Annotated in this window: 27 protein-coding genes and 1 pseudogene; 16 read left to right on the top strand and 12 right to left on the bottom strand. The window is 62.7% G+C overall.

All coding sequences use genetic code 11. The features are described from left to right. Positions 1-7 precede the first annotated feature (7 nt). The 5 genes from kdpC to NKI63_RS04760 all read left to right on the top strand — a co-directional run bounded on the left by kdpC (position 8) and on the right by NKI63_RS04760 (position 5,127). A complete protein-coding gene (gene kdpC, locus NKI63_RS04780) occupies positions 8-577 on the top strand; it encodes a potassium-transporting ATPase subunit KdpC (protein ID WP_352820610.1) in 570 nt (189 codons plus the stop codon). A gap of 53 nt (positions 578-630) precedes the next feature. Continuing rightward, positions 631-3,372: a DUF4118 domain-containing protein gene (locus NKI63_RS04775; RefSeq protein WP_352820609.1), complete on the top strand. Its 2,742-nt coding sequence runs from the start codon at positions 631-633 to the stop codon at positions 3,370-3,372. Beyond that, complete coding sequence (locus tag NKI63_RS04770) at positions 3,369-4,061, top strand: response regulator transcription factor (RefSeq protein WP_352820607.1); 693 nt, start codon at positions 3,369-3,371, stop codon at positions 4,059-4,061. Before NKI63_RS04775 ends, NKI63_RS04770 begins: the two co-directional genes overlap by 4 nt. A 160-nt stretch (positions 4,062-4,221) precedes the next feature. Next, positions 4,222-4,488 (top strand): hypothetical protein, encoded by a 267-nt coding sequence (locus NKI63_RS04765; RefSeq protein WP_352687974.1) that lies wholly within the window; start codon positions 4,222-4,224, stop codon positions 4,486-4,488. A 129-nt stretch (positions 4,489-4,617) separates the two neighbouring features. Next, a complete protein-coding gene (locus tag NKI63_RS04760) occupies positions 4,618-5,127 on the top strand; it encodes an NUDIX hydrolase (protein ID WP_352820605.1) in 510 nt (169 codons plus the stop codon). A gap of 76 nt (positions 5,128-5,203) precedes the next feature. Here NKI63_RS04760 and NKI63_RS04755 read toward each other — a convergent pair whose 3' ends face one another. The 6 genes and pseudogenes from NKI63_RS04755 to NKI63_RS04730 all read right to left on the bottom strand — a co-directional run bounded on the left by NKI63_RS04755 (position 5,204) and on the right by NKI63_RS04730 (position 10,757). After that, positions 5,204-6,052, bottom strand: a complete 849-nt coding sequence (locus tag NKI63_RS04755; RefSeq protein ID WP_352820603.1) for a citryl-CoA lyase — start codon at positions 6,050-6,052, stop codon at positions 5,204-5,206. Next, positions 6,049-6,714 (bottom strand): annotated as a pseudogene (locus tag NKI63_RS04750) (CoA transferase); the annotation flags it as partial. The gene NKI63_RS04755 and the pseudogene NKI63_RS04750, both read right to left, overlap by 4 nt. Positions 6,715-6,814: 100 nt before the next feature. After that, entirely contained in the window at positions 6,815-8,338 is a 1,524-nt protein-coding gene (locus tag NKI63_RS04745) for a tripartite tricarboxylate transporter permease (protein ID WP_254816834.1), read from the bottom strand. Between the two features lie 4 nt (positions 8,339-8,342). Then, positions 8,343-8,876 (bottom strand): tripartite tricarboxylate transporter TctB family protein, encoded by a 534-nt coding sequence (locus NKI63_RS04740; protein WP_352506588.1) that lies wholly within the window; start codon positions 8,874-8,876, stop codon positions 8,343-8,345. Positions 8,877-9,034: 158 nt separating this feature from the next. Continuing rightward, positions 9,035-10,012 (bottom strand): Bug family tripartite tricarboxylate transporter substrate binding protein, encoded by a 978-nt coding sequence (locus NKI63_RS04735; protein WP_352476418.1) that lies wholly within the window; start codon positions 10,010-10,012, stop codon positions 9,035-9,037. A 205-nt stretch (positions 10,013-10,217) separates the two neighbouring features. Then, entirely contained in the window at positions 10,218-10,757 is a 540-nt protein-coding gene (locus NKI63_RS04730; protein WP_352506590.1) for a GNAT family N-acetyltransferase, read from the bottom strand. A 226-nt stretch (positions 10,758-10,983) separates the two neighbouring features. Between NKI63_RS04730 and NKI63_RS04725 the strand changes: the two genes are divergently transcribed. The 4 genes from NKI63_RS04725 (at position 10,984) to NKI63_RS04710 (ending at position 14,667) form a co-directional block, all read left to right on the top strand. Beyond that, complete coding sequence (locus tag NKI63_RS04725; RefSeq protein ID WP_352687967.1) at positions 10,984-11,439, top strand: DUF2214 family protein; 456 nt, start codon at positions 10,984-10,986, stop codon at positions 11,437-11,439. 182 nt (positions 11,440-11,621) lie between these two features. Beyond that, the gene (locus NKI63_RS04720) at positions 11,622-12,599 is read left to right on the top strand and encodes a tripartite tricarboxylate transporter substrate-binding protein (RefSeq protein WP_352820600.1); all 978 of its coding nucleotides are present in this window, start codon (positions 11,622-11,624) and stop codon (positions 12,597-12,599) included. A 79-nt stretch (positions 12,600-12,678) separates the two neighbouring features. Continuing rightward, positions 12,679-13,146, top strand: coding sequence for a tripartite tricarboxylate transporter TctB family protein (locus tag NKI63_RS04715; RefSeq protein ID WP_352702678.1), 468 nt, complete (start codon positions 12,679-12,681; stop codon positions 13,144-13,146). A 9-nt stretch (positions 13,147-13,155) separates the two neighbouring features. Then, a complete protein-coding gene (locus tag NKI63_RS04710; RefSeq protein ID WP_352702676.1) occupies positions 13,156-14,667 on the top strand; it encodes a tripartite tricarboxylate transporter permease in 1,512 nt (503 codons plus the stop codon). Between the two features lie 38 nt (positions 14,668-14,705). Here NKI63_RS04710 and nth read toward each other — a convergent pair whose 3' ends face one another. Continuing rightward, positions 14,706-15,533, bottom strand: a complete 828-nt coding sequence (nth, locus tag NKI63_RS04705) for an endonuclease III (RefSeq protein WP_352702674.1) — start codon at positions 15,531-15,533, stop codon at positions 14,706-14,708. 22 nt (positions 15,534-15,555) lie between these two features. Here nth and NKI63_RS04700 point away from each other — a divergent pair, with 22 nt between their 5' ends. Next, positions 15,556-16,050 carry a DUF2244 domain-containing protein gene (locus NKI63_RS04700; RefSeq protein WP_352506595.1) on the top strand — a complete coding sequence of 165 codons (495 nt, stop codon included), beginning with the start codon at positions 15,556-15,558 and terminating at the stop codon, positions 16,048-16,050. 9 nt (positions 16,051-16,059) lie between these two features. On the opposite strand, the gene NKI63_RS04695 is transcribed toward NKI63_RS04700, so the two are convergent. Further along, on the bottom strand, positions 16,060-16,875 hold the full coding sequence (locus NKI63_RS04695) for a class I SAM-dependent methyltransferase (RefSeq protein ID WP_352702672.1): 816 nt from the start codon (positions 16,873-16,875) through the stop codon (positions 16,060-16,062). A gap of 114 nt (positions 16,876-16,989) precedes the next feature. Here NKI63_RS04695 and NKI63_RS04690 point away from each other — a divergent pair, with 114 nt between their 5' ends. The 4 genes from NKI63_RS04690 (at position 16,990) to NKI63_RS04675 (ending at position 21,079) form a co-directional block, all read left to right on the top strand. Beyond that, on the top strand, positions 16,990-17,883 hold the full coding sequence (locus NKI63_RS04690) for a methylated-DNA--[protein]-cysteine S-methyltransferase (protein WP_352687961.1): 894 nt from the start codon (positions 16,990-16,992) through the stop codon (positions 17,881-17,883). Between the two features lie 102 nt (positions 17,884-17,985). Then, positions 17,986-18,894: a ribokinase gene (locus NKI63_RS04685; RefSeq protein WP_352687959.1), complete on the top strand. Its 909-nt coding sequence runs from the start codon at positions 17,986-17,988 to the stop codon at positions 18,892-18,894. Positions 18,895-18,900: 6 nt separating this feature from the next. Continuing rightward, positions 18,901-20,361 (top strand): amidase, encoded by a 1,461-nt coding sequence (locus NKI63_RS04680; protein WP_352820597.1) that lies wholly within the window; start codon positions 18,901-18,903, stop codon positions 20,359-20,361. Between the two features lie 103 nt (positions 20,362-20,464). Beyond that, positions 20,465-21,079: a LysE family translocator gene (locus NKI63_RS04675; protein WP_352506599.1), complete on the top strand. Its 615-nt coding sequence runs from the start codon at positions 20,465-20,467 to the stop codon at positions 21,077-21,079. 124 nt (positions 21,080-21,203) lie between these two features. Here the strand turns inward: NKI63_RS04675 and NKI63_RS04670 are convergent, their stop codons facing one another. After that, the gene (locus NKI63_RS04670; protein ID WP_352506600.1) at positions 21,204-22,145 is read right to left on the bottom strand and encodes a nucleoside hydrolase; all 942 of its coding nucleotides are present in this window, start codon (positions 22,143-22,145) and stop codon (positions 21,204-21,206) included. Positions 22,146-22,289: 144 nt separating this feature from the next. On the opposite strand from NKI63_RS04670, the gene NKI63_RS04665 reads away from it, so the two are divergent. Then, a complete protein-coding gene (locus NKI63_RS04665; RefSeq protein ID WP_023675270.1) occupies positions 22,290-22,715 on the top strand; it encodes an Hsp20 family protein in 426 nt (141 codons plus the stop codon). 63 nt (positions 22,716-22,778) lie between these two features. Continuing rightward, complete coding sequence (locus NKI63_RS04660; protein ID WP_023675269.1) at positions 22,779-23,036, top strand: BQ00720 family protein; 258 nt, start codon at positions 22,779-22,781, stop codon at positions 23,034-23,036. A gap of 111 nt (positions 23,037-23,147) precedes the next feature. Here NKI63_RS04660 and ptsN read toward each other — a convergent pair whose 3' ends face one another. The 3 genes from ptsN to rpoN all read right to left on the bottom strand — a co-directional run bounded on the left by ptsN (position 23,148) and on the right by rpoN (position 26,074). Further along, positions 23,148-23,612 carry a PTS IIA-like nitrogen regulatory protein PtsN gene (gene ptsN, locus NKI63_RS04655; RefSeq protein WP_023675268.1) on the bottom strand — a complete coding sequence of 155 codons (465 nt, stop codon included), beginning with the start codon at positions 23,610-23,612 and terminating at the stop codon, positions 23,148-23,150. Positions 23,613-23,671: 59 nt separating this feature from the next. Continuing rightward, positions 23,672-24,256, bottom strand: a complete 585-nt coding sequence (hpf, locus tag NKI63_RS04650; protein ID WP_352506601.1) for a ribosome hibernation-promoting factor, HPF/YfiA family — start codon at positions 24,254-24,256, stop codon at positions 23,672-23,674. A gap of 291 nt (positions 24,257-24,547) precedes the next feature. Then, positions 24,548-26,074: an RNA polymerase factor sigma-54 gene (gene rpoN / locus NKI63_RS04645; protein WP_352820594.1), complete on the bottom strand. Its 1,527-nt coding sequence runs from the start codon at positions 26,072-26,074 to the stop codon at positions 24,548-24,550. Positions 26,075-26,266: the final 192 nt, after the last annotated feature.

The raw sequence follows: 26,266 nt of genomic DNA, 5'->3' as shown, positions 1-26,266 counted from the left end.
CACGTCGATGCTCAATCAAATCAGGCCCGCGATCGTCATGATCGTCTTCTTCACCATTCTGACGGGTTTGGTCTATCCGATCGGCATGACCGGCATTGCCCAGGCGCTGTTTTCGCGCCAGGCCAATGGCAGCCTGATCGAGAAGGACGGCAAGCTCGTCGGTTCCGAGCTGATCGGCCAGGCTTTCGAAAGCGACCGCTACTTCCATGGCCGCCCGTCGGCTGCCGGCGACGGTTACAATGCCGCCGCCTCGGGCGGCTCGAATCTCGGCCCGACCAACCCGAAGCTCATCGACAGGATCAAGAGCGACGCCGAAAAGCTGAGAGTGGAAAACCCGAGCCAGCCGGTACCGATGAATCTGGTCACCACGTCCGGCAGCGGTCTCGATCCGCATATCAGCCCCGACGCGGCCTATTTTCAGGTCGCCAGGGTGGCCAAGGCCAGGGGCGTCGATGAATCCAGGATCAAATCGCTTGTCGACAGCCATGTCGAAGATCGCGAATTGGGATTCATCGGCGAGCCGGTAGTTAATGTGCTGGCCCTCAACCTTGCGCTGGACGATGCGATGAAACAGTAAAGGACCGGCGCCGGGATCGACACCGAAGCCGGCGCCGTTCATGATTGACGCTTATGCCAGACGACAGCCGCACCGCCGAAACCAGGCCCTCTCCCGACGCGCTACTCGAGCATGCCCAGCGAGAGGAGCGCGGTCGCCTGAGGATATTTCTCGGCGCCGCCCCCGGTGTCGGCAAGACCTGCGAGATGCTGATGTCGGGCCGCGCCAGGCTGGCCGACGGGATCGACGTAGTAATCGGTATCGTCGAGACGCACGGCCGCAATGAAACCCAGACGCTGGTCGAAGGCTACGAGGTCATTCCTCGCCTTGAGATCGATTACAAAGGGCGGATCCTCGAGGAGATGGATCTCGACGCCATCCTCGCCCGGCACCCGGCGCTGGTTCTGGTCGACGAACTTGCCCATACCAACGCGCCGGGCAGCCGTCACCCCAAGCGCTACCTCGACGTCCAGGAAATCCTGACGCACGGCATCGATGTCTACACGACGCTGAATATCCAGCACGTCGAGAGTCTGAACGATGTCGTGACGCAGATCACCCGCGTCAGGGTGCGGGAAACTGTCCCAGACTCCATAATCGACCAGGCAGACGATATCGAGATCATCGACCTGACCCCCGACGATCTGATCAAGCGGCTTGAGGAAGGCAAGGTCTACATCCCCAGCACCGCCCAGCGCGCCATCGAGAACTATTTCTCGCCGGGCAATCTGACGGCGCTTCGGGAATTGGCGCTCCGCCGCACTGCCCAGCGGGTCGACGAGCAGTTGCTGACCCACATGCAGGCCCACGCGATACCCGGGCCTTGGGCGGCGGGGGAAAGGGTTCTCGTCTGCGTCGATGCGCGTCCGGGCGGGGCGGCCCGTGTACGTTATGCGCGGAGGTTGGCCGACCGGCTCCGCGCCCCTTGGACGGCGCTTCATGTCGATACCCCTCGTTCAGCTGCCATGCCCGAGGAGGACAAGGATCGGCTGGCGACGCAGCTGCGCCTTGCCGAGCAGCTCGGTGCCGAGGTGACGACCATTCCGGGTCAGAACGTCGCGCAAGACATCGTTCGGCATGCGACGGCGAACAACTTCACCCATATCGTGATCGGCAGGCCGACCCGATCGCGCTGGCGGGAATTGATCGAAGGCTCGCTCACTTACGATCTCATCCGCAATGCCGGCGACATCAGCGTCCATGTCATTTCGGGAAACGAACGCAACGCCGAAGCGACGTCGACGACCGTCAAGGCGGCGGACGAGCAGTGGCAGTTCGAGATCTGGCCCTATCTCAGGGCCACGGCCTATGTTGTTGGCTCGCTCGCCTTCGCCGTCCTTCTCGACCAGTTTCTCGACGTCCGCAACCTGGCGGTCATCTTTCTCATTGGGGTCCTGACGTCGGCTGTGACCGGCGGTCTCTGGCCGGCTTTGTATGCCTGCCTCATCAGCGCCATTGCCTTCAACTATTTCTTCCTGGAACCACGCTACACGCTGACGATCGAGGATCCGGAGAGCATCGTTGCGCTGGCTGTCTTCCTGGTTGTTGCGGTCATTGCCAGCAATCTAACAGCGCGCGTGCAGCGTCAGGCGGTCGCTGCGCGCTCGCGGGCACGCGCCACTGAAGATATTTATCTCTTCTCAAAGAAGCTCGCCGGTGCTGGCACGCTCGACGACGTTCTCTGGGCGACTGCCTTCCAGATCGCCTCGATGCTGAAGCTGCGCGTGGTGCTGCTTCTGCCGGAGGACGGTACAATTGCGGTCAAAGCCGGCTACCCACCCGACGACACGCTGGCCGAGGCCGACATTGCAGCAGCCCGCTGGGCCTGGGAGCATAACCGCGCCGCGGGGCGCGGCGCCGACACGCTGCCCGGAGCAAAACGCCTCTATCTGCCCTTGCGAACCGGACGCACGGCGGTGGGCGTTGTCGGCCTCGACAACGATAAGCAAGGTCCGCTGCTGACACCCGAGCAGCAGCGTCTGCTCGATGCGCTTGCCGACCAGGCGGCGGTCGCCATCGAGCGCATCCAGCTCGTCGCCGATGTTGACCGGGCCAAGCTTGCGGCCGAGGCAGACCGTCTGCGCTCGGCCTTGCTCACCTCCATTTCCCACGATTTGAAAACGCCGCTTGCCGCCATCATGGGCGCGGCCGGAACACTCAGGGACTTCGAGGCCGCGCTTTCCGAGCAGGACCGGACGGAACTGCTGTCGACCGTGCTCGATGAGGCGGAGAGGCTTAACCGCTTTATTGCCAATCTGCTCGATATGACCAAGATCGAATCCGGCACGATGGAGCCGAACTACGCCTTTCACTATCTCGGCGACATTGTCGGCTCAGCTCTGCATCGGGCCCGCAAAATCGTCCGCGAGCATAAGACCGAGATCGACATTCCATCGGATCTGCCGATGTTGCGGGTCGACCCCGTTCTGTTCGAACAGGTGCTGTTCAACCTCCTCGACAATGCTGCAAAATACGCGCCACCAGGTTCGACGATCCGCCTGCAGGCCTGGGCCGATAACGGCTTCATCATCCTGCAGATCATGGACGAGGGACCAGGCATTCCGCCAGCGGACCTGAAGCGCGTTTTCGACACTTTCTACCGTGTGCGCAAGGGTGACCAGGTGCGTGCCGGCACCGGGCTCGGCCTGTCGATTTGCCGCGGCTTCATCGAAGCGATGGGCGGGACGCTCTCGGCGGCAAACAGGTCCGACCGCTCGGGGGCGGTTTTCACGATCAAGATGCAACTGGTGCCGGCGGAACTGCCCAATCTCGGCGAACCCGAGACGGACCATCAAAATACGGACGATCTGCCATGACGAGCCTGGACGTCAGGATATTGGTGGTCGACGACGAACCGCCGATCCGGAAACTGCTTCGCGTCGGGCTTGACAGCCAAGGCTATGCGATCAGCGAGGCGCCGAACGCCAGGGCGGCGATTGAACTCATCGAGACGGAAAAGCCAGACCTTGTGCTGCTCGATCTCGGCCTGCCCGGCATGAGCGGGCATGAGCTGCTCCGCAAATGGCGGGATGATGGCCTGGACATTCCCGTGGTTATTCTTTCCAGCCGCACTGATGAGGCCGGCATCGTCTCGGCCCTCGAACTCGGCGCCGACGATTATGTAACCAAGCCATTCGGTATGAACGAGCTTGTCGCACGCATCCGCGTCGCGCTTCGCCACAAGTTCCAGCAGCAGGGTGAGAGACCGGTGTTCCAGACCGGCGACCTCTCCGTCGATCTGGTGAAGCGCATCGTCAAGGTCGAGGACAAGGAGATAAAGCTCTCGCCGAAGGAATACGACATCCTCCGCATCCTCGTACAGCATGCCGGCAAGGTTCTCACCCACCAATTCCTGCTGAAGCAGGTCTGGGGCGATTCCACCGACATTCAATATCTCAGAGTCTACGTCCGGCAGATCAGGCAAAAGATCGAAAAAACGCCCGACCAGCCTCGCTATATCACCACCGAGACTGGCGTCGGATACCGGCTGCGCGAAGTCGATTGACGCGACGAGCATCCGAAGCCGAAATGCCTCTTCCAATCCGCTTCAAATCAGCGGCGGCCATGGTGTCGCCGGACAAAAGCCCTATATTAAGGAAAGATCGGTTTTGTGCGGGAATGAATGGATGTCGCGGCTTCGTCTATTGAGGTTTTTAGGGTCGGCAATGCTGACTTCGGCGATGCTGTCGGGCGTAAATCCTGCTGCATCGGCACAGGTCGTCAGTCCCGCCGACCGCAACGTGTTGATCCAGCAGGACCAGTTGCAGATGTTGGAGAACAGGCTGCGGCGGCAGCAATACCAGCAGCAGCAACAGCAGTACCGTGCCCAGGATCGCCAAATCCCAACACCGGAACGGCAGGAGGTGCCGCAGATGAGGCCAACTTGCCAGTTGCTGCCGTCGGGGAGCGGCTTCGTCAGCACCTGCCGCTGACGACCGGCCCTTTCATTTATTTAGCCGACTTATATATTGTGGAAACCGCTCCGCTTGCGCCCCATTGAAAGCGGCCGACTTTGCAACGCTGCCCTTGCCGTTTGGGCACCGCCTCGACTGGATTATCGAATGGCAGCCAGCAAGAAGAAGGTCGTACGCAAGGCAAGGAAGGGCGACCGGATTCGCCAGGTCGCGGCGATTCCGTTTCGGCTGAACGAGCATGGCGACGTCGAGGTGATGCTGGTTACATCGCGAACGACAAGGCGCTTTATTGTGCCGAAGGGCTGGCCGATGAAGGGCAAGAGCGGCCGCAAGGCGGCCACCATCGAAGCACAGGAAGAAGCCGGCGTTCTGGGCAAGACACTGAAACAGCCGGCCGGCACCTATTGCTACTGGAAGCGGCTGGCGAACCGCTTCGTCCGTGTCGACGTCGTCGTCTATTTGCTGGAGGTAACCGAGGAACTTGCCGACTGGGAAGAATCCAAGAGGCGTCAGCGCGCGTGGCTGGCGCCGGCCGACGCGGCGGTGCTCATCGACGAGCCGGATCTCTCGACGCTGGTGAGGAACATCAGGATTCCCGAGCTGGAGTATAATTCCAAAAAACAGAATCCGGCTTTCGGAAAAGATCACGCTCAATAAAAGATCGAGGCTAGCCCGACTGGATCGGGATGGAATTGGCCCCAGCGCCTGCCGCCGTCACACTTGAACCGAAATCTCACTTGCCGCCGTCGCCCTCGGGCAAAGACCGCACCGGCGTGCCGGAATAGGCCCACAGCCATTCGCGCGGCAGCGGCCCCTTGTTGCGGTCGCTTTCCTGCGACTGTTCCCATGCATGGGCGAGGATGCCGACCGAGCGCGACAGCACGAAAAGGCCGCGCGTCAGCGGCGGCGGGAAGCCGAGCTCGCCGTAGATGACGGCCGTGGCGCCGTCGATGTTGAGCGGGATTTTTTTGCCCTTGCGCCGCGCCACCTCGGCCTCGATCGCCTCGGCAATGTCGGCGAAGCGCCCGCTGACGATGCCGCGCGCGGCAAAGTCGCGGGTTAACTCGATGAGGCGGGGCGCGCGCGGGTCGACCGGATGGAAACGATGGCCGAGCCCGGGCACATAGCCGTTTTCCCCGGCAAGGAAACGATTGAGCCGCGCCGACACGGCGTCCGCAAGCGGCATGCCGGCGTCCAGTTCGGCAGCGATGTCTCCGTAGAAGGAAAGCGCCTGTTCGCCGGCGCCGCCATGCACATCGCCAAGCACGTTGACGGCTGATGCCATGGCGCTGTTGATGCCGACGCCGCAGGTGATCGCCATACGGGCGATGGCGATCGACGGCGCCTGCGGCCCATGGTCGACGGCAGCACCCAGCGCGATGCCAAGCAGCGCCGCCTGCTCCTCGCCTGGCAGTTCGCCGCGCAGCATCAGCCAGATCATTGCCGGAAAGCTGACGCGGCCGATCAGATCCTGGATTTCATAGCCGCGCAGCCGGATGACGCCGGGGCGCATCTCGATGATGCCGGTCTGCCACCATTCCTCGCCGCGTGCGCGACCAGTCTTGTTTTGCGTTCCGCTCATGCCTTCGCTCTTTTCCTGGCACGCGGCGGCAGGCCGGCAAAAACCTCGCCCATATGCTCGCCGAGCCCCGGCGGCGGCCTGCTCGGCAAAGGTGCCTGGCCATCGACCATGAAGCCGCCGCGCACCACGGTCAGCGGCTGGTCCATCCCGGACACAGCCGGGAAGCGCGCCGTCATGCCGCGCTCGATCACCTGTCGCTCCTGCAGTATCTGCGGGATTGTCAGCACCCGGCCTGCCGGCACGCCGGCGCGATTGAACGTCTCCTCCCAGGCGGCGGCCGAGCCGCTCGCCAAGGCATCCTCGATCAGCGCTTTCAATGCAATGCGGTTCTGCTTGCGCGTTTCTCGCTCGGCAAAGCGGGCGTCCGACGCCAGCTCCGGCCGACCGATCAACCGGCACAGTGTGACGAACTGCTCCTGCTTGTTGGCTGCGATGTTGAGCAAGCCGTCGCCAGTGCGAAACGCGCCAGACGGTGCGGCCGTCATATTTTCATTGCCCATCGGCTGCGGCTCGACGTCCGCCGTCAGATAGTTCGACACCGGCCAGCCGAGCGCAGAAAGCGTGCATTCGAGCATCGAGACGTCGAGGAATGCGCCCTCGCCTGTCGTCTTCTGCTTGACCAATGCGGCGGCAATGGCGAACGCCCCGACCAGCCCGCCCGAGCAACGCCAGCTGGTAGGCGCAATAGGGGCCGGCCAACACATTGGTCAGGTCAAGGATGCGGATGCCGCAAAGCAGGTCTGTCATGACGTCACGAACAGCTCAGGCATCGCCCGGCACGTGCTCCGGTCCACGCATGCGTCTGTGCTCGATGTAGGCCCAGATATGCGGGCCAACCAGCCCGATGAAGGCCAGCGTCAGCAGCGTCAGCGACAGCGGATGCTTGTAGAACACCGTCCAATCGCCGTTGGAGATGGTCATCGCGCGGCGGAACTGCGTTTCGGCAAGGGGCCCGAGAATCATGCCGATGATAACCGGCGCGGTCGGAAAATCGAAACGCCGCATCAGGAAACCGGCGGCACCGAGCAGATAGAGGATGACGAGGTCGATCGGCGATTGCGAGATGCCGTAGGTGCCGACTGTGGCGAACACCAGGATGCCGGCATAGAGCTGCGGCGCCGGGATCTTCAGCAATCGCACCCAAAGCCCGATTAGCGGCAGGTTAAGGACGACGAGGATGACGTTGGCGATGAACAGGCTGGCGATCAGCCCCCACACCAGGTCGGCCTGCGTCGTCAGCAGCAGCGGCCCCGGATTGATACCGTAGCTCTGGAATGCCGACAGCATGATTGCGGCCGTCGCCGAGGTCGGCAGGCCGAGCGTCAGCATCGGCACCAACACGCCGGCCGCGGATGCATTGTTGGCCGCTTCCGGTCCGGCAACGCCCTCGATGGCACCGACGGTGCCGAACTCGTCCTTGTGTCTGGAGAGTTTCTTCTCGATGGCATAGGAGAGGAAGGTCGGGATTTCGGCGCCGCCGGCCGGCATGGCGCCGATCGGGAAGCCGATCAGAGAGCCGCGCAGCCATGGCCTCCACGAGCGCGACCATTCGGCCGCGGTCATGTAGAGCGACCCTTTCAACGGCACGATGTCGTCCTTGCCGGCATAGCGGCGCGAGGCCATGTAAAGCGTCTCGCCAACGGCGAACAGGCCAACGGCGACGACGATGACGTCGACGCCGTCCAACAATTCGCTCATGCCGAAGGTGAAGCGCGGCTGCCCCGTCTGCAGGTCGACGCCTATCATGCCGACGACGAAGCCGGCGAACAGGCTGGTCAGGCCGCGTACCGACGACGAGCCGAGCACCGCCGAAACCGTGATGAAGGCCAGCACCATCAGCGAGAAATATTCGGCCGGGCCGAAGGCCAGCGCAAATTTGACGACGATCGGCGCCAGAAAGGCAACGCCGATCGTGCCCAGCGTGCCGGCGACGAAGGAACCGATCGCCGAGGTCGCCAGGGCCGCACCGCCACGGCCGGAGCGGGCCATCCTGTTGCCCTCGAGCGCGGTGACGATGGTGGCGCTTTCGCCAGGCGTGTTGAGCAGGATCGATGTCGTCGAGCCGCCATACATGGCGCCGTAATAGATACCGGCAAACAGGATGAAGGATGCCTCCGGCGCCACCTGATAGGTGATCGGCAACAGCAGCGCTATGGTCAGTGCCGGTCCGAGACCGGGCAGCACGCCGATCGCAGTCCCAAGCGTGGTGCCGACCAGGCACCATATGAGATTGATCGGCGAGAAGGCGACCGAAAATCCGTGCGCGAGATGGCCGAGCGTTTCCATGGCGTCAGCCCCTCAGCATGGTGACGAGCGAATCGACGATCGCGTTCAGCTGGTTTTCGATGAAGCCGGCGCCGATATTGACGCCGAGCGCCCTGGCAAAGCCGAAATAGGCGGCCAGCGCCAGGATCAGCCCGAGCAGCACGTCACGCAGCGGACGCCGGCTGCCGAAACCGTGGCAGATGAGAACGAACATGATGACAGATGCCGCGGTAAAGCCGAGCGGCTGGATCAGCACGAGGTTGGCGATCAGTCCGAGGGCGACGATGCCCATCGCCTTCCAGTCGGTCGGCGTCGCCTTTTCGTCCTCCGGCTGCCAGCCGCCCCGCAAGGCGGCAATGATGAGCAGCAGCGACAGGATGACCATGCCGGTCATGGTGATGTAGGGAAAGACGGTCGGACCGACCTTGGAATAGAGCGGCGACACCGGGATTGCCAGCGTCTGCCAGGCAACCGCACCCGCACAGGCGAGGAGCCCGACGCCGATCAGCAGTTCGGGCACTGCAAGGCGCGGCGGCGCCGGCTGGTCGCTGGTGCTCATCATCGTCCTCCCAATGTCGGTCCCTTGGGGCCGGTTCTCCCTGGACCGGTCTCACTCGGCCGATCTTGGCGCAGTTTCACCTCCGGCGCGGCGTATGTCCATGCGGCTGGCGAAAGTCGGCAAGGGTTGGCGCAGGCTGCCACCCCTTGCCGAGAGCATCACGCTAGACCGAGGTCCTTGAGGATCGTCCCGATGCGGGCCGTGTCTTCTGCGACGAATTTCGCATAATCGTCACCGGTGAGCAGGATCTGCGTCCAGTTGCGGTTCTTGCATTCGGTGGCCCAGGCGTCGCTCTTGGCCATGGTCTCGATCAGCTTGATCATTGCTGCCTTGTCGGCGTCCGAGACGCCGGGCGGTGCGAAGACGCCACGCCAGTTGAACAGCTCGACATCGATGCCTGCTTCCTTCATCGTCGGCGCATCGATCCCCTCCTGGCGTTTGTCCGCGGAGATGGCCAGCAGCCGCAGCGCACCCGCCTTGACCTGTTCGGCGAACTCGCCATAGCCGGAGATGCCGGCCGCGACCTGGTTGCCGAGCAGCGCCGAAAGCGCCTCGCCGCCGCCGGCGAACGGCACATAGGAAAGATTGGTGGCCGGAACACCAACGGTCTTGGCGATGAGGCCGAACAATATATGGTCCGAGCCGCCGGCCGAACCGCCAGCAACCGGAACCTGCGTCGGGTCAGCCTTGAGAGCAGCGACAAAGTCCGCGGCCGTCTTGAACGGGGAGGCGGCCGGCACCACAAGCGCCTCGAACTCGCCGGTGAGGCGGGCGATCGGCGTGACCTCGGTAAGGTTGTTGGCCGCCTTGTTGGCGATGATGGCGCCTACCATGACCATGCCGGCCACCATCAGCGCATTGCCCTTGCCCTTCCATTGGTTGACGAATTGCGGCAGGCCGACAGTACCGCCGGCGCCGCCGACATTGGTGATCTGCGAGCCGGAAATCAGTTTTTCGCTGCGCAGCACCTGGTCCATGGCGCGCGCCGTCTGGTCCCAGCCGCCCCCCGGCGCCGCCGGCACGAAAATCTGCAGCTGCGGCGCGTCCTGCGCAAAGGCGGGGACAAAATGCGATGCCGCGAGTCCGGCAGCACCTGCTGCCGCGGTGCTCATCAAGAATCGGCGTCTGTTCAGCATGGGATTCCTCCAAATCGCGACACCTCCTCCGGTGCCTGCCAGAAACGTGGCCTGATTTCAGACCCGCTCGATAAAATTCATGCAGAGTTTGCGTCCTCCTGTCAAAGACAGAACACGCTGCATGCGGCACAATCGGCCTGTGCGGTCTTCAGGCAGGCGAACTCGACGCCGGACGACGTGGCAGGCAGAGGCCAGACGGTGTCCGTCAGGGCTGCCGCTCCAGCAGGATGGTCGGCTTGCCTTGGTAGACGGTTCGCAGCACTTCGCCATAACCACATTTTGCCGCGACGTTTAGCGATCCGGTGTTCTCCGGATCGATGATGCAGACGGTCGTCGCGGCGCCGAACGTTTCGTCGCCCCAGGCAAGCACCCGTGCGACGACTTCGCTGGCCAACCCGTGGCCATGCGCGCCCGAAACCAGAGCCCAGCCGGTCTCCGGAATGCCCTCGATCGACGGCGTCATGTCGCGTTTCAGATCGTGAAAGCCGGCCTCGCCGATGAAGCAGCCGGTCGCCTTATCCTCGATCGCCCAGAAGCCGTAGCCCAGAAGCGACCACAGGCCGGCGTGGCGTAGGAAGCGCATCCAGCTTTCCTCCCGCGTGCGCGGCTTCCCGCCGATAAAGCGGGTGACGACGGGATCGGCCCACATAGCGACATAGGCGTCGAAATCGTCAAGCCGGTGCGGCCGCAGGACCGTGCGCGAGGTCTCAAGCACTGGGGCGACAATTGTATGCGGACTGGCCATGGTCATGTCTCGTTTGTGTTGCCGGTGCCTAACGCAGGTCTTCCAAAAGGGGGACAGCGACACGCACGAGACGGGAAATCCAAATCCGTTGTGAAAAACAAGAGCCAAGGCTGTGTAGATCATCTTCCAGGCTGATGTGAATCCTGCCAGGCGGTGTTAGTTTTTCTCCGGTATTGGTTCAGGCGCGTTGGGTTTCGGCGCTGCCGTCCGACAGAGGGAATCCAGCATGGACACCACCGACCTTGTGCTTGCCATCTGCCATCATTTGCTGGTGTTTTCGTTGGCAGGCATCATCGGCGCCGAATTCGTCCTGATCCGCAGCGACTTGTCCGCCGCGACGCTGAAGCGGCTCGTCGGCATCGACCGCCACTACGGCATCATTGCCATGCTGATCATCGTCGTTGGCATCGGCCGCGTCGTCTATGGTCTGAAAGGCTGGGAATTCTACGTCTACAATTGGATGTTCTGGGCAAAGATGGCCGCTTTCGCCATTGTCGGCCTGTTGTCGATTATCCCGACCATCCGTTTCCTATCCTGGAACACGCAGGCGAGCATCAGTCCCGGCTACCAGGTTCCTGCGGCGGAGCTGGCGTCCGTTCGCACCTATGTCCGCACCGAGGCATCGATCTTCCTATTGATCCCGGTGTTCGCGGCGGCGATGGCGCGCGGCTACGGCTACTAGAATAGGTTGGAGGAAGGGCATCGCACGGCCCAACGTTGCCACTCATTTGCGCAGAGAAACGTGCGGTTTGCCGTTTGAGCGCGATTGTCATTTGTCGGGTTGCGCTAGTTATTGCTCTATCTACAGTCGGTTTTAGAGGAACCCGCGCAGCGGTTGGCAATCATATCCTGGGAGGAAACACGATGCGAAAACTCATCGCCGCGTTGGCTGCCGCTGCGGCCGCCATGCTTTATCCGTCGGCCGCTGGCGCGCAGACCTACCCCGAACGCACCATCACCATTGTCGTGCCGTTTTCGGCCGGTGGCCCGACCGACACCGTCACGCGTCTTGTCGCGGAAGCTATGTCGAAAGACCTCGGCCAGCAGGTCATCGTCGAGAATGTCGGCGGCGCCGGCGGCACGCTCGGCGCCGGCCGCGTCGCAAATGCCGAGCCTGACGGCTACACGCTGCTCCTCCATCACATCGGCATGGCTACCAGTGCTACGCTCTATAGAAAGCTCGCCTACGACACACTGAACGGCTTCGAATATGTCGGCCTCGTCACCGAGGTGCCGATGACCATCGTCGGCCGCAAGGACCTCGAGCCGACCGATCTGAAGGGGCTGGTCGACTATGCCAAGGCCAACAAGGACAGCATCACCGTTGCCAATGCCGGGATCGGTGCCGCCTCGCATCTGTGCGGCATGCTGTTCATGAGCGCTATCGGCACGCCGCTGGTCACCGTACCCTACAAGGGCACTGGCCCGGCCATGACCGATCTTCTCGGCGGCCAGGTCGATATCATGTGCGACCAGACGACCAATACCACCAAGCAGATCCAGGGCGGCACTATCAAGGCCTATGCCGTAACCTCGCCACAACGCCTCGATGTGCTGCCGGACGTGCCGACGACGATAGAAGCCGGCCTTCCCCAGGTGCAGGTCGGCATCTGGCACGGCATCTATGCCCCCAAGGGCACACCGGCCGAGATCACCGAACGCCTTTCGAAATCGCTGCAGGTGGCGCTGAAGGACCAGAATGTCGTCGCCCGATTTGCCGAACTCGGCACCAAGCCGTCGCCGGAGGCCGATGCCACGCCGGCCGCGCTCAAAGCCAAGCTGGAAAGTGAGATCGCGCGCTGGAAGCCGATCATCGAAGCGGCCGGCCAGTACGCCGACTAAGGTTTTAACGGGGCGCCGCCAGCGCCCCGTTTTTTTACACCGGCATCGGCACGCCCATGAGGCGAGCCGGGAGGACGCAATGAAACCTTTCGCAATCGACAGGACCAACGGCATATGCGCCGCGCTGTTGGTCTTTATTGGCGCCTTTTTCGCGCTGCAGTCGCTGGGCCTCGAAATCGGCACCGCCTTTCGCATGGGGCCGGGCTATTTCCCGCTGGTGCTGGCGATCGTGCTGATCCTGCTTGGCGCCGCCATCCTTGTCCAAGCGGTGCGTTTCGAGAGCGAGCCGATCGGTTACATCGCGTGGCGCGGCATGCTGTTTATCCTGCCTGCTCCGATCTTCTTCGGCCTGACGGTGCGCGGCCTCGGCTTCATCCCGTCGATCTTCCTGACGGCGCTGATCGCATCGTTCGGTAGCGGCCGCATGAGGCCGCTGACCGCACTCGTGCTGTCGGCCGGCCTGACGCTGTTCGCATTCATCGTCTTCAGCTACGCACTCGGCCTGCCGTTCCGGCGTTTCGGCCCGTGGTTGCCACTGTCGTTGTGAGGAGATGAAATGGAACTCCTCAACAATCTCGCACTCGGCTTTTCGACAGCCACATCTTTGGCAAATCTCGGTTTCTGCCTGATCGGCGTCCTTCTCGGCACGCTGATTGGCGTCCTGCCCGGCATCGGTGCCACCGCAACCATCGCCATGCTGTTGCCGATCACCTTCCAGATCGGCGACCCGGTTTCCTCTCTCATCATGCTCGCCGGTATCTATTACGGCGCGCAGTATGGCGGCTCGACCACCGCCATTCTCATCAACATGCCCGGCGAATCCTCGTCGGCCGTCACCGCAATCGACGGCTATCAGATGGCCAGGAACGGCCGCGCCGGAGCAGCTCTGGCGACCGCGGCAATAGGCTCGTTCTTTGCCGGCACGGTGTCGACCTTCCTCGTTGCCATCTTCGCCCCACCGCTGACGGCGATAGCGCTGAGATTCGGCGCTGCCGAGTATTTTTCGCTGATGATCGTCGGCCTGGTCTCGTCCGTCGCGCTCGCCCACGGCTCGATCGTCAAGGCGCTGGCCATGGTCGTGCTCGGCCTGCTGCTGGGACTTGTCGGCACCGATATTTACACCGGTACGCCCCGCTTCACGCTCGGCATCCGCGAATATGCCGACGGGCTGAATTTCGTCGCGGTGGCGGTCGGCGTCTTCGGCGTCGCCGAGATATTGCGCAAACTCGAAAACGAGCATGAGCGTTCCGTGCTGATCCGAAGTATCTCCGGCCTTATGCCGAGTAAAGAAGATTTTCGGCGCATGGCGGCTCCCATCGTGCGCGGAACGATCATCGGTTCGGCGCTCGGTATCCTGCCCGGAGGCGGCGCGATCCTTGCCGCCTTTGCGTCCTACACCATCGAAAAGCGCGTCTCGAAAAACCCGGAGGAATTCGGCAAGGGCGCCATCGAAGGCGTCGCCGGACCGGAATCGGCCAACAATGCCGGCGCCCAAACCTCCTTCATCCCAATGCTGACGCTCGGTATTCCGGCCAACCCGGTAATGGCGCTGATGATCGGCGCGATGATCATCCAGGGCATCGTGCCCGGCCCCAATGTCGCCATCGAACAGCCCGCGCTGTTTTGGGGGATCATCACCTCGATGTGGATCGGCAATCTGATGTTGATTGTCTTGAACCTGCCGCTGATCGGGCTCTGGGTGAAACTCCTTACCATCCCCTACTACGTGCTCTTCCCGATTATCATGGCGTTCTGCTCGATCGGCGTTTACAGCGTCAACACCAATGTCTACGACCTCTATGCCGTCGCCTTCTTCGGCTTGCTTGGCTACCTCCTGACCAAGCTGCGCTGCGAACCTGCGCCGCTGCTGCTCGGCTTCGTGCTCGGCCCGCTGCTTGAGGAAAACCTGCGCCGCGCCATGATCCTCTCGCGCGGCGACCCAAGCACCTTCGTGACGCGGCCGATCAGCGCCAGCCTGCTCCTCATCGCGCTCGCCGTGCTCGTCATCGTCTTTCTCCCCGCGGTCAAGAAGAAGCGCGAAGAGGTGTTCGTCGAGGAGAGTTCCTGAACATGGATGTCGCCGCATAACAGGAACTTTAGATTCAGCTAGCGGGCAGTGGTTGCCGCTGCTCGGTCCTGAGCTGCTTCCACTGGCCCGAGCGGCCCGATCTCGACCAGTGGTGCAGGCACGCTGGTCGTCTTTTCCTTGGCCTTGCAGATATCGGCGATGACGCAGGCCGGGCAATCCGGCTTGCGTGCCTTGCAGACATAGCGGCCGTGCAGGATCAGCCAATGATGCGCATGCCGGATATATTCATCCGGAATGATCTTCAGGAAACCTTGCTCTACCTGTTCCGGCGTCTTGCCCGGCGCCAGGCCGAGCCTGTTACCGATGCGGAAGATGTGCGTGTCGACTGCCATCGTGTGCTGGCCGAAGGCGACGTTGAGCACGACATTGGCGGTCTTGCGGCCGACACCCGGTAGCTCGACCAGTTGATCGCGATCCTCAGGCACCTCGCCGCCATGGTCACGGATCAGCGCCGCGGACAGCGCGATGACGTTCTTGGCCTTGTTGCGCCATAGCCCGATGGTGCGGATATGGTCGCCGAGCTTGGCCTCGCCCAGCGCCAGCATCTTTTGCGGCGTGTCGGCAATTTTGAACAGCGCCCGCGTCGCCTTGTTGACGCCGGCGTCCGTCGCCTGCGCCGAAAGCACCACTGCCACCAGCAGCGTGAAGGGGTTGATATGTTCGAGTTCGCCTCTCGGTTTCGGCCGCTGAACGGAAAAACGGCGAAAAATCTCATGCACCTCCGCCGGGCTGTAAAGCGCCCGCGATCTCGCCGGCCGCGGACGCGGCTTGGCGTTCGAGCCATCGCGGCCGGGCAGCAGGTCTTTTTTGAGCGCGGAAGAGTTTTTGGGCTTGGGGCTTGTCATTGCCTTCCTATAATATTCCCCAATGAGCGACACAAACGCCTCATTTCAGGCCGACGAGCCATTCTTCCAGGCGCTGCTGACACCGCACCGGTCGCTGGGCAAGACCGGCTTTGCCATCCTGATGGGCGCACTGCTGTTCGGGTGGCTGGTGACCGGAGCGTTTTTTCTGTCGCGCGGCGCCTGGCCGGTGTTCGGCTTCTTCGGCCTCGACGTGATCGGCGTCTATATCGCCTTCCGTGCGAATTATCGCGCCGCCCGGGCTCGCGAGGAGGTGTCGGTGTCGCGCACCAGCCTCGATATCCGCAAGACTGCCCCGTCAGGCAAATCGGAATCACACCGCTTCAATCCGTTCTGGGCACGCTTTTCGATCGCCCGCCACGCCGAGATCGGCATCACCAGAATGGCGGTCGAGGCGCAAGGAAAAACCGTCTCGATCGGCGCCTTTCTCAACCCCGACGACCGCGAGAGTTTTGCCACCGCATTTTCGCGCGCTCTGGCGACCGCCAAGGCGCGCTGAGCCAGCGTTTCAGAACCGATAGCGCAACAGCCTGCCGATCTTGCGCAATGCTGGAATGTATTTCCAAAAGCGAACAAACAGTTTCGCGAGCCAGCGCATGCGAGCGGCATGTTCCGGCTTATAGGCAGGGATGTCCTCGATGAACCGCAGCTTCGGAACGGCTCGCTCCAATTCATGCGGGTTCTCAATGCTCCAATGGACCTCGGCGCCGGTGGCGCGGAAGGAGGAATTGAGGCGAATTATCTTCAGGCCCAGGCGAGTATAGGCATCGAAAACCAGTTCGCCGCTCGAAAGATGTCCCACCAAACGAGAAAACAGTTGCTGCCCGTCCTCGGCGGCCAGGTAGGGAGTCAGGCCTTCCGCCACGACTATGGCCGGGCGATCCCGAGGTACTTCGTTCAGCCATCCAGGTTCGGTGAGCGACGAAGCGATCAGGTGGTAGCGATCCCGCACGGGATAGAGCCTGCGCCTGAGGTCGATGACTTCGGGATAGTCGACGTCGAACCAGTCCACGCCGGCTGGCGGGTCGATACGGAATATGCGCGTGTCGAGCCCACACCCCAGATGCAGCACGATGGCGTCAGGATTTCGGGCGAGAAAGTCCTGAACGCAGACGTCCAGCGTCTTTGCCCTGATTGCCAGACCGATGCCGAGATTGTTGTCGACCTTGAGCCGTGAGAAATCATAATCGATGTTGCGCACCGCCTCGTCGGCAAAGTAGTCCCTGAGCAGCGAATTGGGCAGCCGGCTCTCCAGCGCCTTGCCGTAAAGTGTCAAAAGCAAAGTCTCCTTTGCCCCGGTCAGGTTTACCTTTTCACCAGCCACGACCGTCCTCCCCATTCAAAGTCAGCTCTATCTGGGTACATGCTGCGGGAAAGCAAGTTTCGGGTGGTGATCGCCGCCGCGAAGGACGATATTCGCACGCAAGGAGATACTGCCATGAACGCCCAAATGCCTCTCAAAACGACAGCAATCCTTCAGAAAGACATCACGCCTGAAGGCGGTGACTACGAAATCGTCCGTCGTGCCATCGAAAAGATCAGCCTCGACTATCGCGACCAGCCTTCGCTGGAAGTGCTGGCCGAGGAGGTCGGCGAAACGCCGACCGGGCTGCAGAAGCTGTTCACCCGCTGGGCCGGCCTGTCGCCCAAGGCTTTTCTGCAGGCCGTTACCCTCGATCATGCGCGCAAGCTGCTCGATGCCGGCATGCCGCTGCTTGAAACCTCGTTCGAGCTCGGCATGTCCGGTCCAGGCCGGCTGCATGATCTGTTCGTCACCCACGAAGCGATGTCGCCGGGCGACTACAAGACCCGCGGCGCCGGGCTCACCATCCGCTACGGCTATCATATCTCACCTTTCGGCATCGCGCTGATCATGGTGACGGACCGCGGCCTCGCCGGCCTCGCCTTCAACGATCCGGGCGGCGAGCGTGCGGCCTTTGCCGACATGTCCAGCCGCTGGCCGAACGCTAGCTATATCGAGGACATGGCTGCAACGGCGCCCTATGCCGCGCGTATTTTCGATCCGACGCTGTGGCGCGCCGACCAGCCGCTCCGCGTCGTCATGATCGGCACCGACTTCCAGGTCCGCGTCTGGGAAGCCTTGCTGCGTATTCCGATGGGCCAGGCCTGCACCTATTCGTCGATCGCCGCGCGCATCGGCGCACCGAGCGCCAGCCGGGCTGTCGGTGCCGCGGTCGGTGCCAATCCGATGTCCTTTGTCGTGCCGTGCCACCGGGCTCTCGGCAAGTCCGGTGCGCTCACCGGCTACCATTGGGGCCTGACCCGCAAACGCGCCATCCTCGGCTGGGAGGCGGGACAGGTCTCTTCGTGAATAGCCAAAGAATGGAACGATAGGAGCGATGTAAGGACCGCTAGGGTGACAAGCAGCGATCTTACGGAGTAGCTTCCCGCATGCGCTAGCGGGAGGCACTTCTTGATCGTCGTCATCGGCTCCATCAATCTCGACCTCATCGCCAGTGTCGACCGCTTGCCCGGTCCCGGCGAGACGGTGCGCGGCTCCGGTTTCGCTACTGCTCCCGGCGGCAAGGGCGCCAACCAGGCGCTGGCCGCCGCCCGCGCCGGGGCCAAGGTGCGCATGGTCGGCGCAGTCGGCAAGGACAGCTTCGCCAGCGAGGCTCTGGCGCTGCTGCGCGACGGCAAGATCGACCTGTCCGGCGTCGGCGAGACCTTTGCCTCTACCGGTACTGCGCTGATCATGGTCGGCGCCGACGGCGAGAACGTGATCGCTGTCGTGCCGGGCGCCAATGATTCGGTCGTGCCGGGTGACCTTTCCAAGGCCTTCCTGAAAAACGGCGACGTCGTGCTGCTGCAACTGGAGATCCCGCTGCAGACCGTCGAGGCAGCACTCGACGCGGCAAGGACGGCCGGCGCGATCACAGTGCTCAACACCGCACCTTTCCACAGCGACGCTGCCGGCTTCCTCGGCAAGGCCGACTATCTCGTCGCCAACGAAACCGAGTTCGACCTCTATGGCGAGGCGCTGTCATTGAGTGGCCGCGACCGCCCGGCGCGGATGCGCGACTATGCCTCGAGAACCGGCCGCACCATCGTCGTCACGCTTGGCCCGGACGGCGTTCTGGCGGCAACGCCGGACGATCTTCTGATGGTTCCGGCGCTGAAGATCACCCCGCTCGACACGGTCGGCGCCGGCGACACGTTCTGCGGCTATTTTGCAGCCGGGCTGGCAGCCGGCCTGCCGCTCGACCAGGCGCTTGCCCGCGCTGCCGCCGCCGGTTCGCTGGCCTGCCTGAAAGCCGGTGCACAGCCGGCCATCCCGCTGGCCAGGGATGTCGATGTCGCCCTGCAGAAATCCGCAGGCTAAAGCGGTATGACAGCCGTGCGCCCGACCACGAAGCATGCGGTACCGCCCGCCGGCGACATCTGCCGCCTGTCTGCCGTGGAGCTTACCGAGAAGATCAGGCACCGGCAGCTTTCGGTGCGCGAAGTGGTCGCGGCATTCCTCGACAGGATCGAGGCGGTGAACCCGCTGGTCAACGCTATCGTTTCATTGCGCGAACATGCCGACATCCTGCGCGAGGCCGACAACGCTGACGCCCATCTGGCGCGAGGAGGAGATACCGGATCGCTGTTCGGCCTGCCGATCGCGATTAAGGATCTTGCGCTGACAAAAGGCCTGAGAACCACCTTCGGCTCGCCGATCTTCGTCGATTTCGTGCCTGAGGAAGACGATTTCTTCGTCGAGCGCGTCCGCAAGGCCGGCGCCATCATCATAGGCAAGACCAACGTTCCCGAATTCGGGCTCGGCTCCAACACCTACAACACCGTGTTCGGCCAGACGCTCAACGCATTCGACCCGACGCTGACCGCCGGCGGCTCGAGCGGCGGCGCGGCGGTCGCGCTGGCGCTCGACATGGTTCCCGTTGCCGATGGCAGCGATTTTGGCGGCTCGTTGCGCAATCCCGCTGCCTACAACAATGTCTATGGGTTCCGCCCGTCGCAGGGATTGGTGCCGGCTGGCCCTGACCTTGATGTGTTTCATGCGCAAATGGGCGTCGAAGGGCCGATGGGGCGTAACGTGCGCGACATGGCGCTGCTGCTCGACGTGCAGGCCGGCTATCATCCTCGCGCGCCGCTGTCGCATGATAAGCCAGGCTCGTTTCTCCAAGGGGTGGAAACGCCGGCGGCCGGCGGGCGTATCGCCTGGCTCGGCGATCTCGACGGTCATCTGCCGGTTGAAGCAGGCATTCTACAGCTTTGCGAGGCAGCACTCGGCCGGTTCGCGGATGTGTCCTTCGAGGCCGAGCCGCTGACGCCGGAATTCGACTTCGAAGCGCTGTGGCAGGCCTTTGTAACGCTTCGGCAGGCGAGCAGCGGTTGTGCGCTCAAGGTGCACTACGATGATCCCTTGAAACGCAGTCTGCTGAAGGCGGAGGCCGTGTGGGAGGTGGAACATGCGCTTCGCCTCACCGCGCCGCAAATCCATGCCGCAACTGTGAGGCGCTCGTCCTGGCATCGAATGCTGCTATCGCTCTTCGAGCGTTTCGACCTGATTGCGCTGCCAGCCGCACAGGTCTTTCCCTTCGACGTCGCCACCCTCTGGCCAAGGGAAGTGGCCGGGCGTGCCATGGACAGCTATCACCGCTGGATGCAGGTCTCAGCGCTCGCCACGCTGGGCGGCTGCCCGGCGATCAATGTGCCGGCGGGCTTCGACTCCAGGGGCAGGCCAATGGGCATGCAATTGATCGGGCGGCCGCGCGGTGACCTCTCCGTGCTGAGGGCGGCTGCCGCCTATGAGGCAACGCTGCCATGGCAGGCCGGCGCCTGCTGAAATCAGCTCCGCATTGTCGGCGCCTCGCCGACTTGCACGCAGCTCATCGCCATGCATTGATCGCGACAGCACGCCGCACGAGCGGCATTCTGCGGAGGGAAAAATGTCGCTGGAACTCTACGCCACCTACGTCGTCGCCTGCATCGTCATCGTCCTGGTGCCTGGACCGACGGTCACGCTGATCATCGCCAACAGCATACGCCATGGCTCCCGCGCCGGCCTCGCCAACGTCGCCGGCACCCAGGCCGGGCTAGCCATCATGATCGCCATCGTCGGCATCGGATTGACTTCGCTGATCGCCGGCATGGGCCACTGGTTCGAATTGGTCAGGCTGATCGGCGCTGCCTACCTGATCTGGATGGGCGTGCAGATGTTCCGCTCGAAAGGCAAGCTGAACGCCGACGGATCGGCAAAAAGACCGCGCGGCGGCTTCTTTTTGCAGGGCCTGCTGGTGGCGATCAGCAATCCGAAGACGCTGGTGTTCTTCGGCGCCTTCTTTCCGCAGTTCATTGCGCCTGAAGGCAATTATGCGTTACAGATCGGCGTCATGGGTCTCACCGCGATGATCTTCGCCGCCGTCTCGGATTCGACCTACGCGCTGGCCGCCGGCCGCGCCGGGCGCCTGCTGTCGGCCGGCCGCGTCAAGCTGCTGTCGCGGATCAGCGGCAGCTTCCTGGTCGGCGGCGGCCTGTGGCTGGCATTTTCCAAGGCGAAGTAACGGCACCTTTCCCTTCTCGCGTTGTGGAGAAGGTGGCCGAGCGAAGCTCGGTTGGATGAGGGGTGTTCCAGCTTGGCAATGACTGCACTCCGCCCAACCCATCAAGGGGGAATGAAAGACGGCGCTAAAGCCGCCCCAGCCTTTCCAGCAACAGCGCGAAAAACGCATCGTGGTCGATGTCACGCATCACCATGGCGTTCTTCGGCCGCTTGGTCACTCCCCACCAGTCGATCACCGTCATGCCCATGGTGAGCTCCGAGGCGGTTTCCACGCTGACATTGCAGTTGCGGCCCTTGAACAGCTTCGGCTTCAACAGATAGGCGATGACGCAAGGATCGTGCAGCGGGCCGCCGTCGGTGCCGTATTTTTCCTCGTCGAACCGTTCGAAGAATTCCAGCATGTCCGCGGTGGCCGTGCCGACCCGGGTGCCGAGCTTGCGGAAGGCCTTCGTGCGCTTGGCGGTGGTCAGCGCCTTGTGGGTGACGTCGAGCGGCATCATTACGATCGGAATGCCGGATTTGAACACGACGTCGGCGGCATGCGGGTCGACATAGATGTTGAACTCGGCGGTCGGCGTGACGTTGCCGCCCTCGAAGAAGCCGCCGCCCATCAGCACGATCTCCTTGATGCGCGGGCCGATCTTGGGCTCGCGGATCAGCGCCAGCGCAACATTGGTGAGCGGTCCGAGCGCGCACAGCGTGATCGTGCCGCTCTCCTCCCTCATCAGCGTCTCGACGATGAAATCGACCGCATACTCGTCCTGCAGCTTCATCTTTGGTTCGGGCAGTTGCGGTCCATTGAGGCCGGTCTTGCCATGCACTTCCTCGGCGGTGACGAGTTCGCGCGCCAGTGGCCGGATGGCACCTGCATAGACCTGGACGTCCGTCCGGCCGGCCAGTTCGCAGATCTTGCGGGCGTTTTTTTCGGTAAGTTTCAGCGGCACGTTGCCGGCCACCGCGGTGATGCCGACGATCTCCAGCTCGGCGCTGCCCAGCGCCAGCAATATGGCAACGGCATCGTCCTGGCCGGGGTCAGTGTCGATGATGATCCTGCGGGATTGGGGCATTTCAATTCCTTGTTTTGGCAAGTCTTTTTGGGCGGGACGTGTGACGGCTTGAAGTCTGCCGGGCGGCGGACCATATCAAGACCATCGGGAAAAATGCCATCCGGGTTTTTCCACTTTATGTCGCTCTTGAGAGGACACTGTAACATGAGCCGAATGACGCCTTTTTCCAGCCCGCTTCTCCTCGGTTTCGATTCCATGGAAAAGACGCTGGAGCGCTTGGCAAAGTCCGGTGACAGCTATCCTCCCTACAACATCGAGCGCCTCAGCGGTGCCGACGGCAAAACCGAAAGGCTGCGTATCACGCTCGCCGTCGCCGGTTTCGCGGAAAGCGATCTCGATGTCACAACGGAGGAGAACCAGTTGGTCGTGCGCGGCCGTCAGAACGACGACACCGAGCGCGAATTTCTCCACCGCGGCATCGCTGCGCGCCAGTTCCAGCGCTGTTTCGTGCTGGCCGACGGCATGCGGGTGATTGCGGCGGAATTGAAGAACGGCCTTCTGTCGATCGATCTCGATCGGCCGGAGTCCGAACGGCTGGTACGAAAAATAAACATATCGGTGAAAGACTGATTTTTGCCGATAGCTCTCATGCGGGATGGCCTTGAGCGGCGTCTCGCGGCAAGGAGGCTTGAAATGACCAGAACTAACGAAAATATCATCATGACCAGCGGCGAATTCGCCCATCTCGGCGAAGGTTCGGTCGCCTATCTCAGGAAAGTGTCGAGCGACGATCTGCGCGGCCGTTTCCCGGGCCTCGGCGAAATCGCGCCCGGGCTGGAACTGTGGGCCCTGTTTGCCGCCAATGGCCAGCCGATCCTGCTTTCGGACGCTCGCGATCGGGCACTGGCTGGCGCGCTGGAAAACGATCTGACCCCGGTCGCTATCCACTAACGTCGTTATCCACTGACAACGGCGCCATCAACTGACAAATATGGCGCGGCGATCTGGTTGGAGACGGACAGGGCCGCACACGGCGGCCCTTCAAGGGATTTAATCAAAACCTCAGGCGGCGTGCGAGGCCTGCGTGTCCGACAGCAGCGCGTGGATGGCTACGGCGTCGCGCGTGCCTCTGATCTTGGCAACCGTGTCGGCATCGCGCAGCACCCGCGCGATGCGCGACAGCGCCTTGAGATGGTCGGCGCCGGCACCTTCGGGAGCCAAAAGCAGAAACACCAGGTCGACCGGCTGATCATCGAGGGCCTCGAAGTCCACCGGTGTCTCCAGCCGGGCAAAGACACCGGCGATCCGCTTCACCCCAGCCAGCTTGCCGTGCGGAATAGCGATGCCGTTGCCGACGCCGGTCGAGCCGAGGCGCTCGCGTTGCAGGATGGTGTCGAACACCTCTCGCTCCGGAATGCCGGAAATCGCCGCCGCCCGTTCGGACAGCAATTGCAGCAGCTGCTTTTTGGAGTTCGCCTTCAACGCCGGCATGATTGCCGGAACGCTGACGAGATCGCTCAGATCCATGCTTGAAATCCCTTGTTCGCCTGCCGTCGCCAGTCCCCACGCTCGCGTGCGGCTGGTTTTTACCCCTGCGCGACCTTGGCCGTGGACGGGTCGATCCAGCCGATATTCCCGTCCGGCCGGCGATAGACGATATTGAGATGGTCGTTTCCGGCATTGCGGAAGACCAGGACCGGGCTGTCCTTGGTGTCGAGTTCGATCACCGCTGACGCCACCGACATGGTCCGCAGCGTCATGGTCGATTCGGCGACGATGGCCGGCGCGAAATTCTCCGGTATGTCCTCCTCGTCGTCGGTAAGCGGCGCCATCACCGTATAGGCGACGTCGGTGAGCTCGCCGTTGCTATTGCCTGAATTGTGCGACTTCAGCCGGCGTTTGTAGCGCCTGAGTCGTGTTTCCAGACGGTCTGCCGCGGTATCGAAGGCAAGCGTTGGATCCTGGGCATCGCCGGTCGCCTGCAGCGAAGCACCGGAGTCCAGCCGGATCATGCAATCGGCCGTGTAGCGCGACCCCGATTTGACGACTACGATTTGCCCTGAAAAGCCCCGATCGAAATATTTCCCGATCACTTCCCCGACACGGTCGTTGATGCGCGTACGGAACGCATCGCCGATATCCATGTGTTTTCCCGATATGCGCAGTGTCATCTGAAAACTGACCTTCCTTGCTCAGGCTTCAAACTGTCCCGAGTTTATACTCGTGGTCCGCGCGCACAAGCTTTTGCGGCGTCACTTGCGCCGATTTTAGATCCGAACTTTCCGGTTGATCACAAGCCGCCTTCTTGGCCGTCCCGTGGCCTACGTCGTGACGGACCATCTCTCGTGCGGGCATCGGCGAACTCAAATCCACTCGCTAGCCCGTCTCATGCGGGCGGGCTTCTAGCCACTTCGTTGCCGCTTGTCAATGAACTGCGAAAGCTGTGGAAATTCCGTCGGAGCTCAACGGCCGGCGCTGGCCAAAGCGCGTTTTTCGCGCCGCCGCTGCACCGAAGAGGGTATGTTCATGCCTTCCCGGTATTTGGCCACCGTGCGTCTGGCAATGTCGACGCCGCTTTCCCGCAGCATGTCGACGATGGCATCGTCGGAAAGCACATCGACGGCTTTCTCCTCGTCGATCAGCTGCTTTATGCGGTCGCGCACCGCTTCCGACGAATGCGCATCGCCGCCACCTGACGAAGCGATCGAGGCGGTGAAGAAATAGCGCAGCTCGAACACACCGCGCGGCGTCAGCATGTATTTGTTTGCCGTGACCCGGCTGACCGTTGATTCGTGCATGCCGATGGCGTCCGCCACCGTACGCAGGTTGAGCGGCTTCAGGTGCCGCACGCCGTGGACGAGAAAAGCGTCCTGCTGGCGCACGATCTCAGAGGCCACCTTGAGAATGGTCTTCGCCCGCTGGTCGAGGCTGCGCGTGAGCCAGTTGGCGTTCTGCAGGCATTCGGCGAGGAAATCCTTTTCCGCCTGGTTTTTCGCATGTGGCGTGACCTGGGCGAAATAGATGTGATCGACCAGCACGCGCGGCAGCGTCTCGGCATTGAGATCGACCGTCCAGCTGCCGTCATTGGCTGCGCGCACCTCGACGTCGGCCACGACTGCGTCGCTGGCACCGCACGAAAATGCCATTCCTGGCCGCGGGTCGAGCGCCCGGATCTCGGCCAGCATGTCGAGCAGATCCTCCTCGTCGACGCCGCAAATCCGCTTCAGCGTCTGGAAATCGCGCCGTGCCAGGAGTTCGAGATTGGCGATCAGCGCCTTCATCGCCGGATCGAGCCGGTCGCGCACGGCAAGCTGCAGCAACAGGCATTCGGCGAGGTCGCGGGCGAAGATGCCGGCGGGCTCGAATGTCTGGCAGACCGCCAGGACCCTTGCCACCGCCGTGGCGTTCGTGCCGAGGCGGGCCGCGATCTCGGCCATGTCGGCACGCATGTAGCCGGCCTCGTCGAGGCCGTCGGCAAGCTCGCTGGCGATCAGGCGGGCCGCCGGATCGGCAAAGGCGAGCGCTACCTGCTCGCCGACATGGTCGCGCAGCGTGATGGCAGCCGCCGCCATGTCCGCGACGTCAAAGCCGTCGGAGGAAGAGGTGGAACCGTTGCCGGACGCCGATTTCCATTGCGCCGTCAGGTCGGGCCCCAGCCGCTCGCTCGTACCAGGATCATCGGGAAACAGGTTTTCCAGCGATGTATCGAGCTTTTCCGAGATCGCCTCGGCGCTCCACGCCGTCTCCGCTTCGAACCAGTCGCCGTCGGCAGCTGGTTCTGGTGCAGCGTCGCCCTTCTGCGCCTGGTCGCTGGCGGCGTCCTCCTGCGGTTCGGCACGTTCCAGCAGTGGATTGCGTTCGATCTCGTCGTCGATGAAGCGTTCCAGCTCGAGATGGGTGAACTGCAGCAGGCGGATTGACTGCATCAGCTGCGGCGTCATCACCAGCGACTGCGACTGTCGTAGCTGTAGTTTTGCCGCCAACGCCATGGTTCGGTTTCAAACGCTCCGTCTACACACCCGCACTGCTGGAAGGAATTTTCCAGGCCAGCATAGAAACTGGCCCGGCTTTTGCTTGTCAAGGCGAGGAGCGGTAAAACTCGCCTGCCGACACGTTTTCAGGCAGAAAATTGAAGAAAAAGCTGCTGGACTACGCCGGAAATCCCGCTCGAACCGGAATTT

It is taken from the genome of Mesorhizobium sp. M0410, from assembly GCF_040321435.1.
Lineage (GTDB): Bacteria > Pseudomonadota > Alphaproteobacteria > Rhizobiales > Rhizobiaceae > Mesorhizobium.
This window is presented reverse-complemented; position numbering and strand designations above follow the sequence as displayed.

Excerpts from the sequence above, each read along its gene's own strand:
- kdpC (WP_352820610.1), top strand. The coding sequence starts at position 8 with ATGCTCAATCAAATCAGGCCCGCGATCGTCATGATCGTCTTCTTCACC.
- NKI63_RS04775 (WP_352820609.1), top strand. The coding sequence starts at position 631 with ATGCCAGACGACAGCCGCACCGCCGAAACCAGGCCCTCTCCCGACGCG.
- NKI63_RS04770 (WP_352820607.1), top strand. The coding sequence starts at position 3,369 with ATGACGAGCCTGGACGTCAGGATATTGGTGGTCGACGACGAACCGCCG.
- NKI63_RS04765 (WP_352687974.1), top strand. The coding sequence starts at position 4,222 with ATGCTGACTTCGGCGATGCTGTCGGGCGTAAATCCTGCTGCATCGGCA.
- NKI63_RS04760 (WP_352820605.1), top strand. The coding sequence starts at position 4,618 with ATGGCAGCCAGCAAGAAGAAGGTCGTACGCAAGGCAAGGAAGGGCGAC.
- NKI63_RS04755 (WP_352820603.1), bottom strand. The coding sequence starts at position 6,052 with ATGAGCGGAACGCAAAACAAGACTGGTCGCGCACGCGGCGAGGAATGG.
- NKI63_RS04745 (WP_254816834.1), bottom strand. The coding sequence starts at position 8,338 with ATGGAAACGCTCGGCCATCTCGCGCACGGATTTTCGGTCGCCTTCTCG.
- NKI63_RS04740 (WP_352506588.1), bottom strand. The coding sequence starts at position 8,876 with ATGAGCACCAGCGACCAGCCGGCGCCGCCGCGCCTTGCAGTGCCCGAA.
- NKI63_RS04735 (WP_352476418.1), bottom strand. The coding sequence starts at position 10,012 with ATGCTGAACAGACGCCGATTCTTGATGAGCACCGCGGCAGCAGGTGCT.
- NKI63_RS04730 (WP_352506590.1), bottom strand. The coding sequence starts at position 10,757 with ATGGCCAGTCCGCATACAATTGTCGCCCCAGTGCTTGAGACCTCGCGC.
- NKI63_RS04725 (WP_352687967.1), top strand. The coding sequence starts at position 10,984 with ATGGACACCACCGACCTTGTGCTTGCCATCTGCCATCATTTGCTGGTG.
- NKI63_RS04720 (WP_352820600.1), top strand. The coding sequence starts at position 11,622 with ATGCGAAAACTCATCGCCGCGTTGGCTGCCGCTGCGGCCGCCATGCTT.
- NKI63_RS04715 (WP_352702678.1), top strand. The coding sequence starts at position 12,679 with ATGAAACCTTTCGCAATCGACAGGACCAACGGCATATGCGCCGCGCTG.
- NKI63_RS04710 (WP_352702676.1), top strand. The coding sequence starts at position 13,156 with ATGGAACTCCTCAACAATCTCGCACTCGGCTTTTCGACAGCCACATCT.
- nth (WP_352702674.1), bottom strand. The coding sequence starts at position 15,533 with ATGACAAGCCCCAAGCCCAAAAACTCTTCCGCGCTCAAAAAAGACCTG.
- NKI63_RS04700 (WP_352506595.1), top strand. The coding sequence starts at position 15,556 with ATGAGCGACACAAACGCCTCATTTCAGGCCGACGAGCCATTCTTCCAG.
- NKI63_RS04690 (WP_352687961.1), top strand. The coding sequence starts at position 16,990 with ATGAACGCCCAAATGCCTCTCAAAACGACAGCAATCCTTCAGAAAGAC.
- NKI63_RS04680 (WP_352820597.1), top strand. The coding sequence starts at position 18,901 with ATGACAGCCGTGCGCCCGACCACGAAGCATGCGGTACCGCCCGCCGGC.
- NKI63_RS04675 (WP_352506599.1), top strand. The coding sequence starts at position 20,465 with ATGTCGCTGGAACTCTACGCCACCTACGTCGTCGCCTGCATCGTCATC.
- NKI63_RS04670 (WP_352506600.1), bottom strand. The coding sequence starts at position 22,145 with ATGCCCCAATCCCGCAGGATCATCATCGACACTGACCCCGGCCAGGAC.
- NKI63_RS04665 (WP_023675270.1), top strand. The coding sequence starts at position 22,290 with ATGAGCCGAATGACGCCTTTTTCCAGCCCGCTTCTCCTCGGTTTCGAT.
- NKI63_RS04660 (WP_023675269.1), top strand. The coding sequence starts at position 22,779 with ATGACCAGAACTAACGAAAATATCATCATGACCAGCGGCGAATTCGCC.
- ptsN (WP_023675268.1), bottom strand. The coding sequence starts at position 23,612 with ATGGATCTGAGCGATCTCGTCAGCGTTCCGGCAATCATGCCGGCGTTG.
- hpf (WP_352506601.1), bottom strand. The coding sequence starts at position 24,256 with ATGACACTGCGCATATCGGGAAAACACATGGATATCGGCGATGCGTTC.
- rpoN (WP_352820594.1), bottom strand. The coding sequence starts at position 26,074 with ATGGCGTTGGCGGCAAAACTACAGCTACGACAGTCGCAGTCGCTGGTG.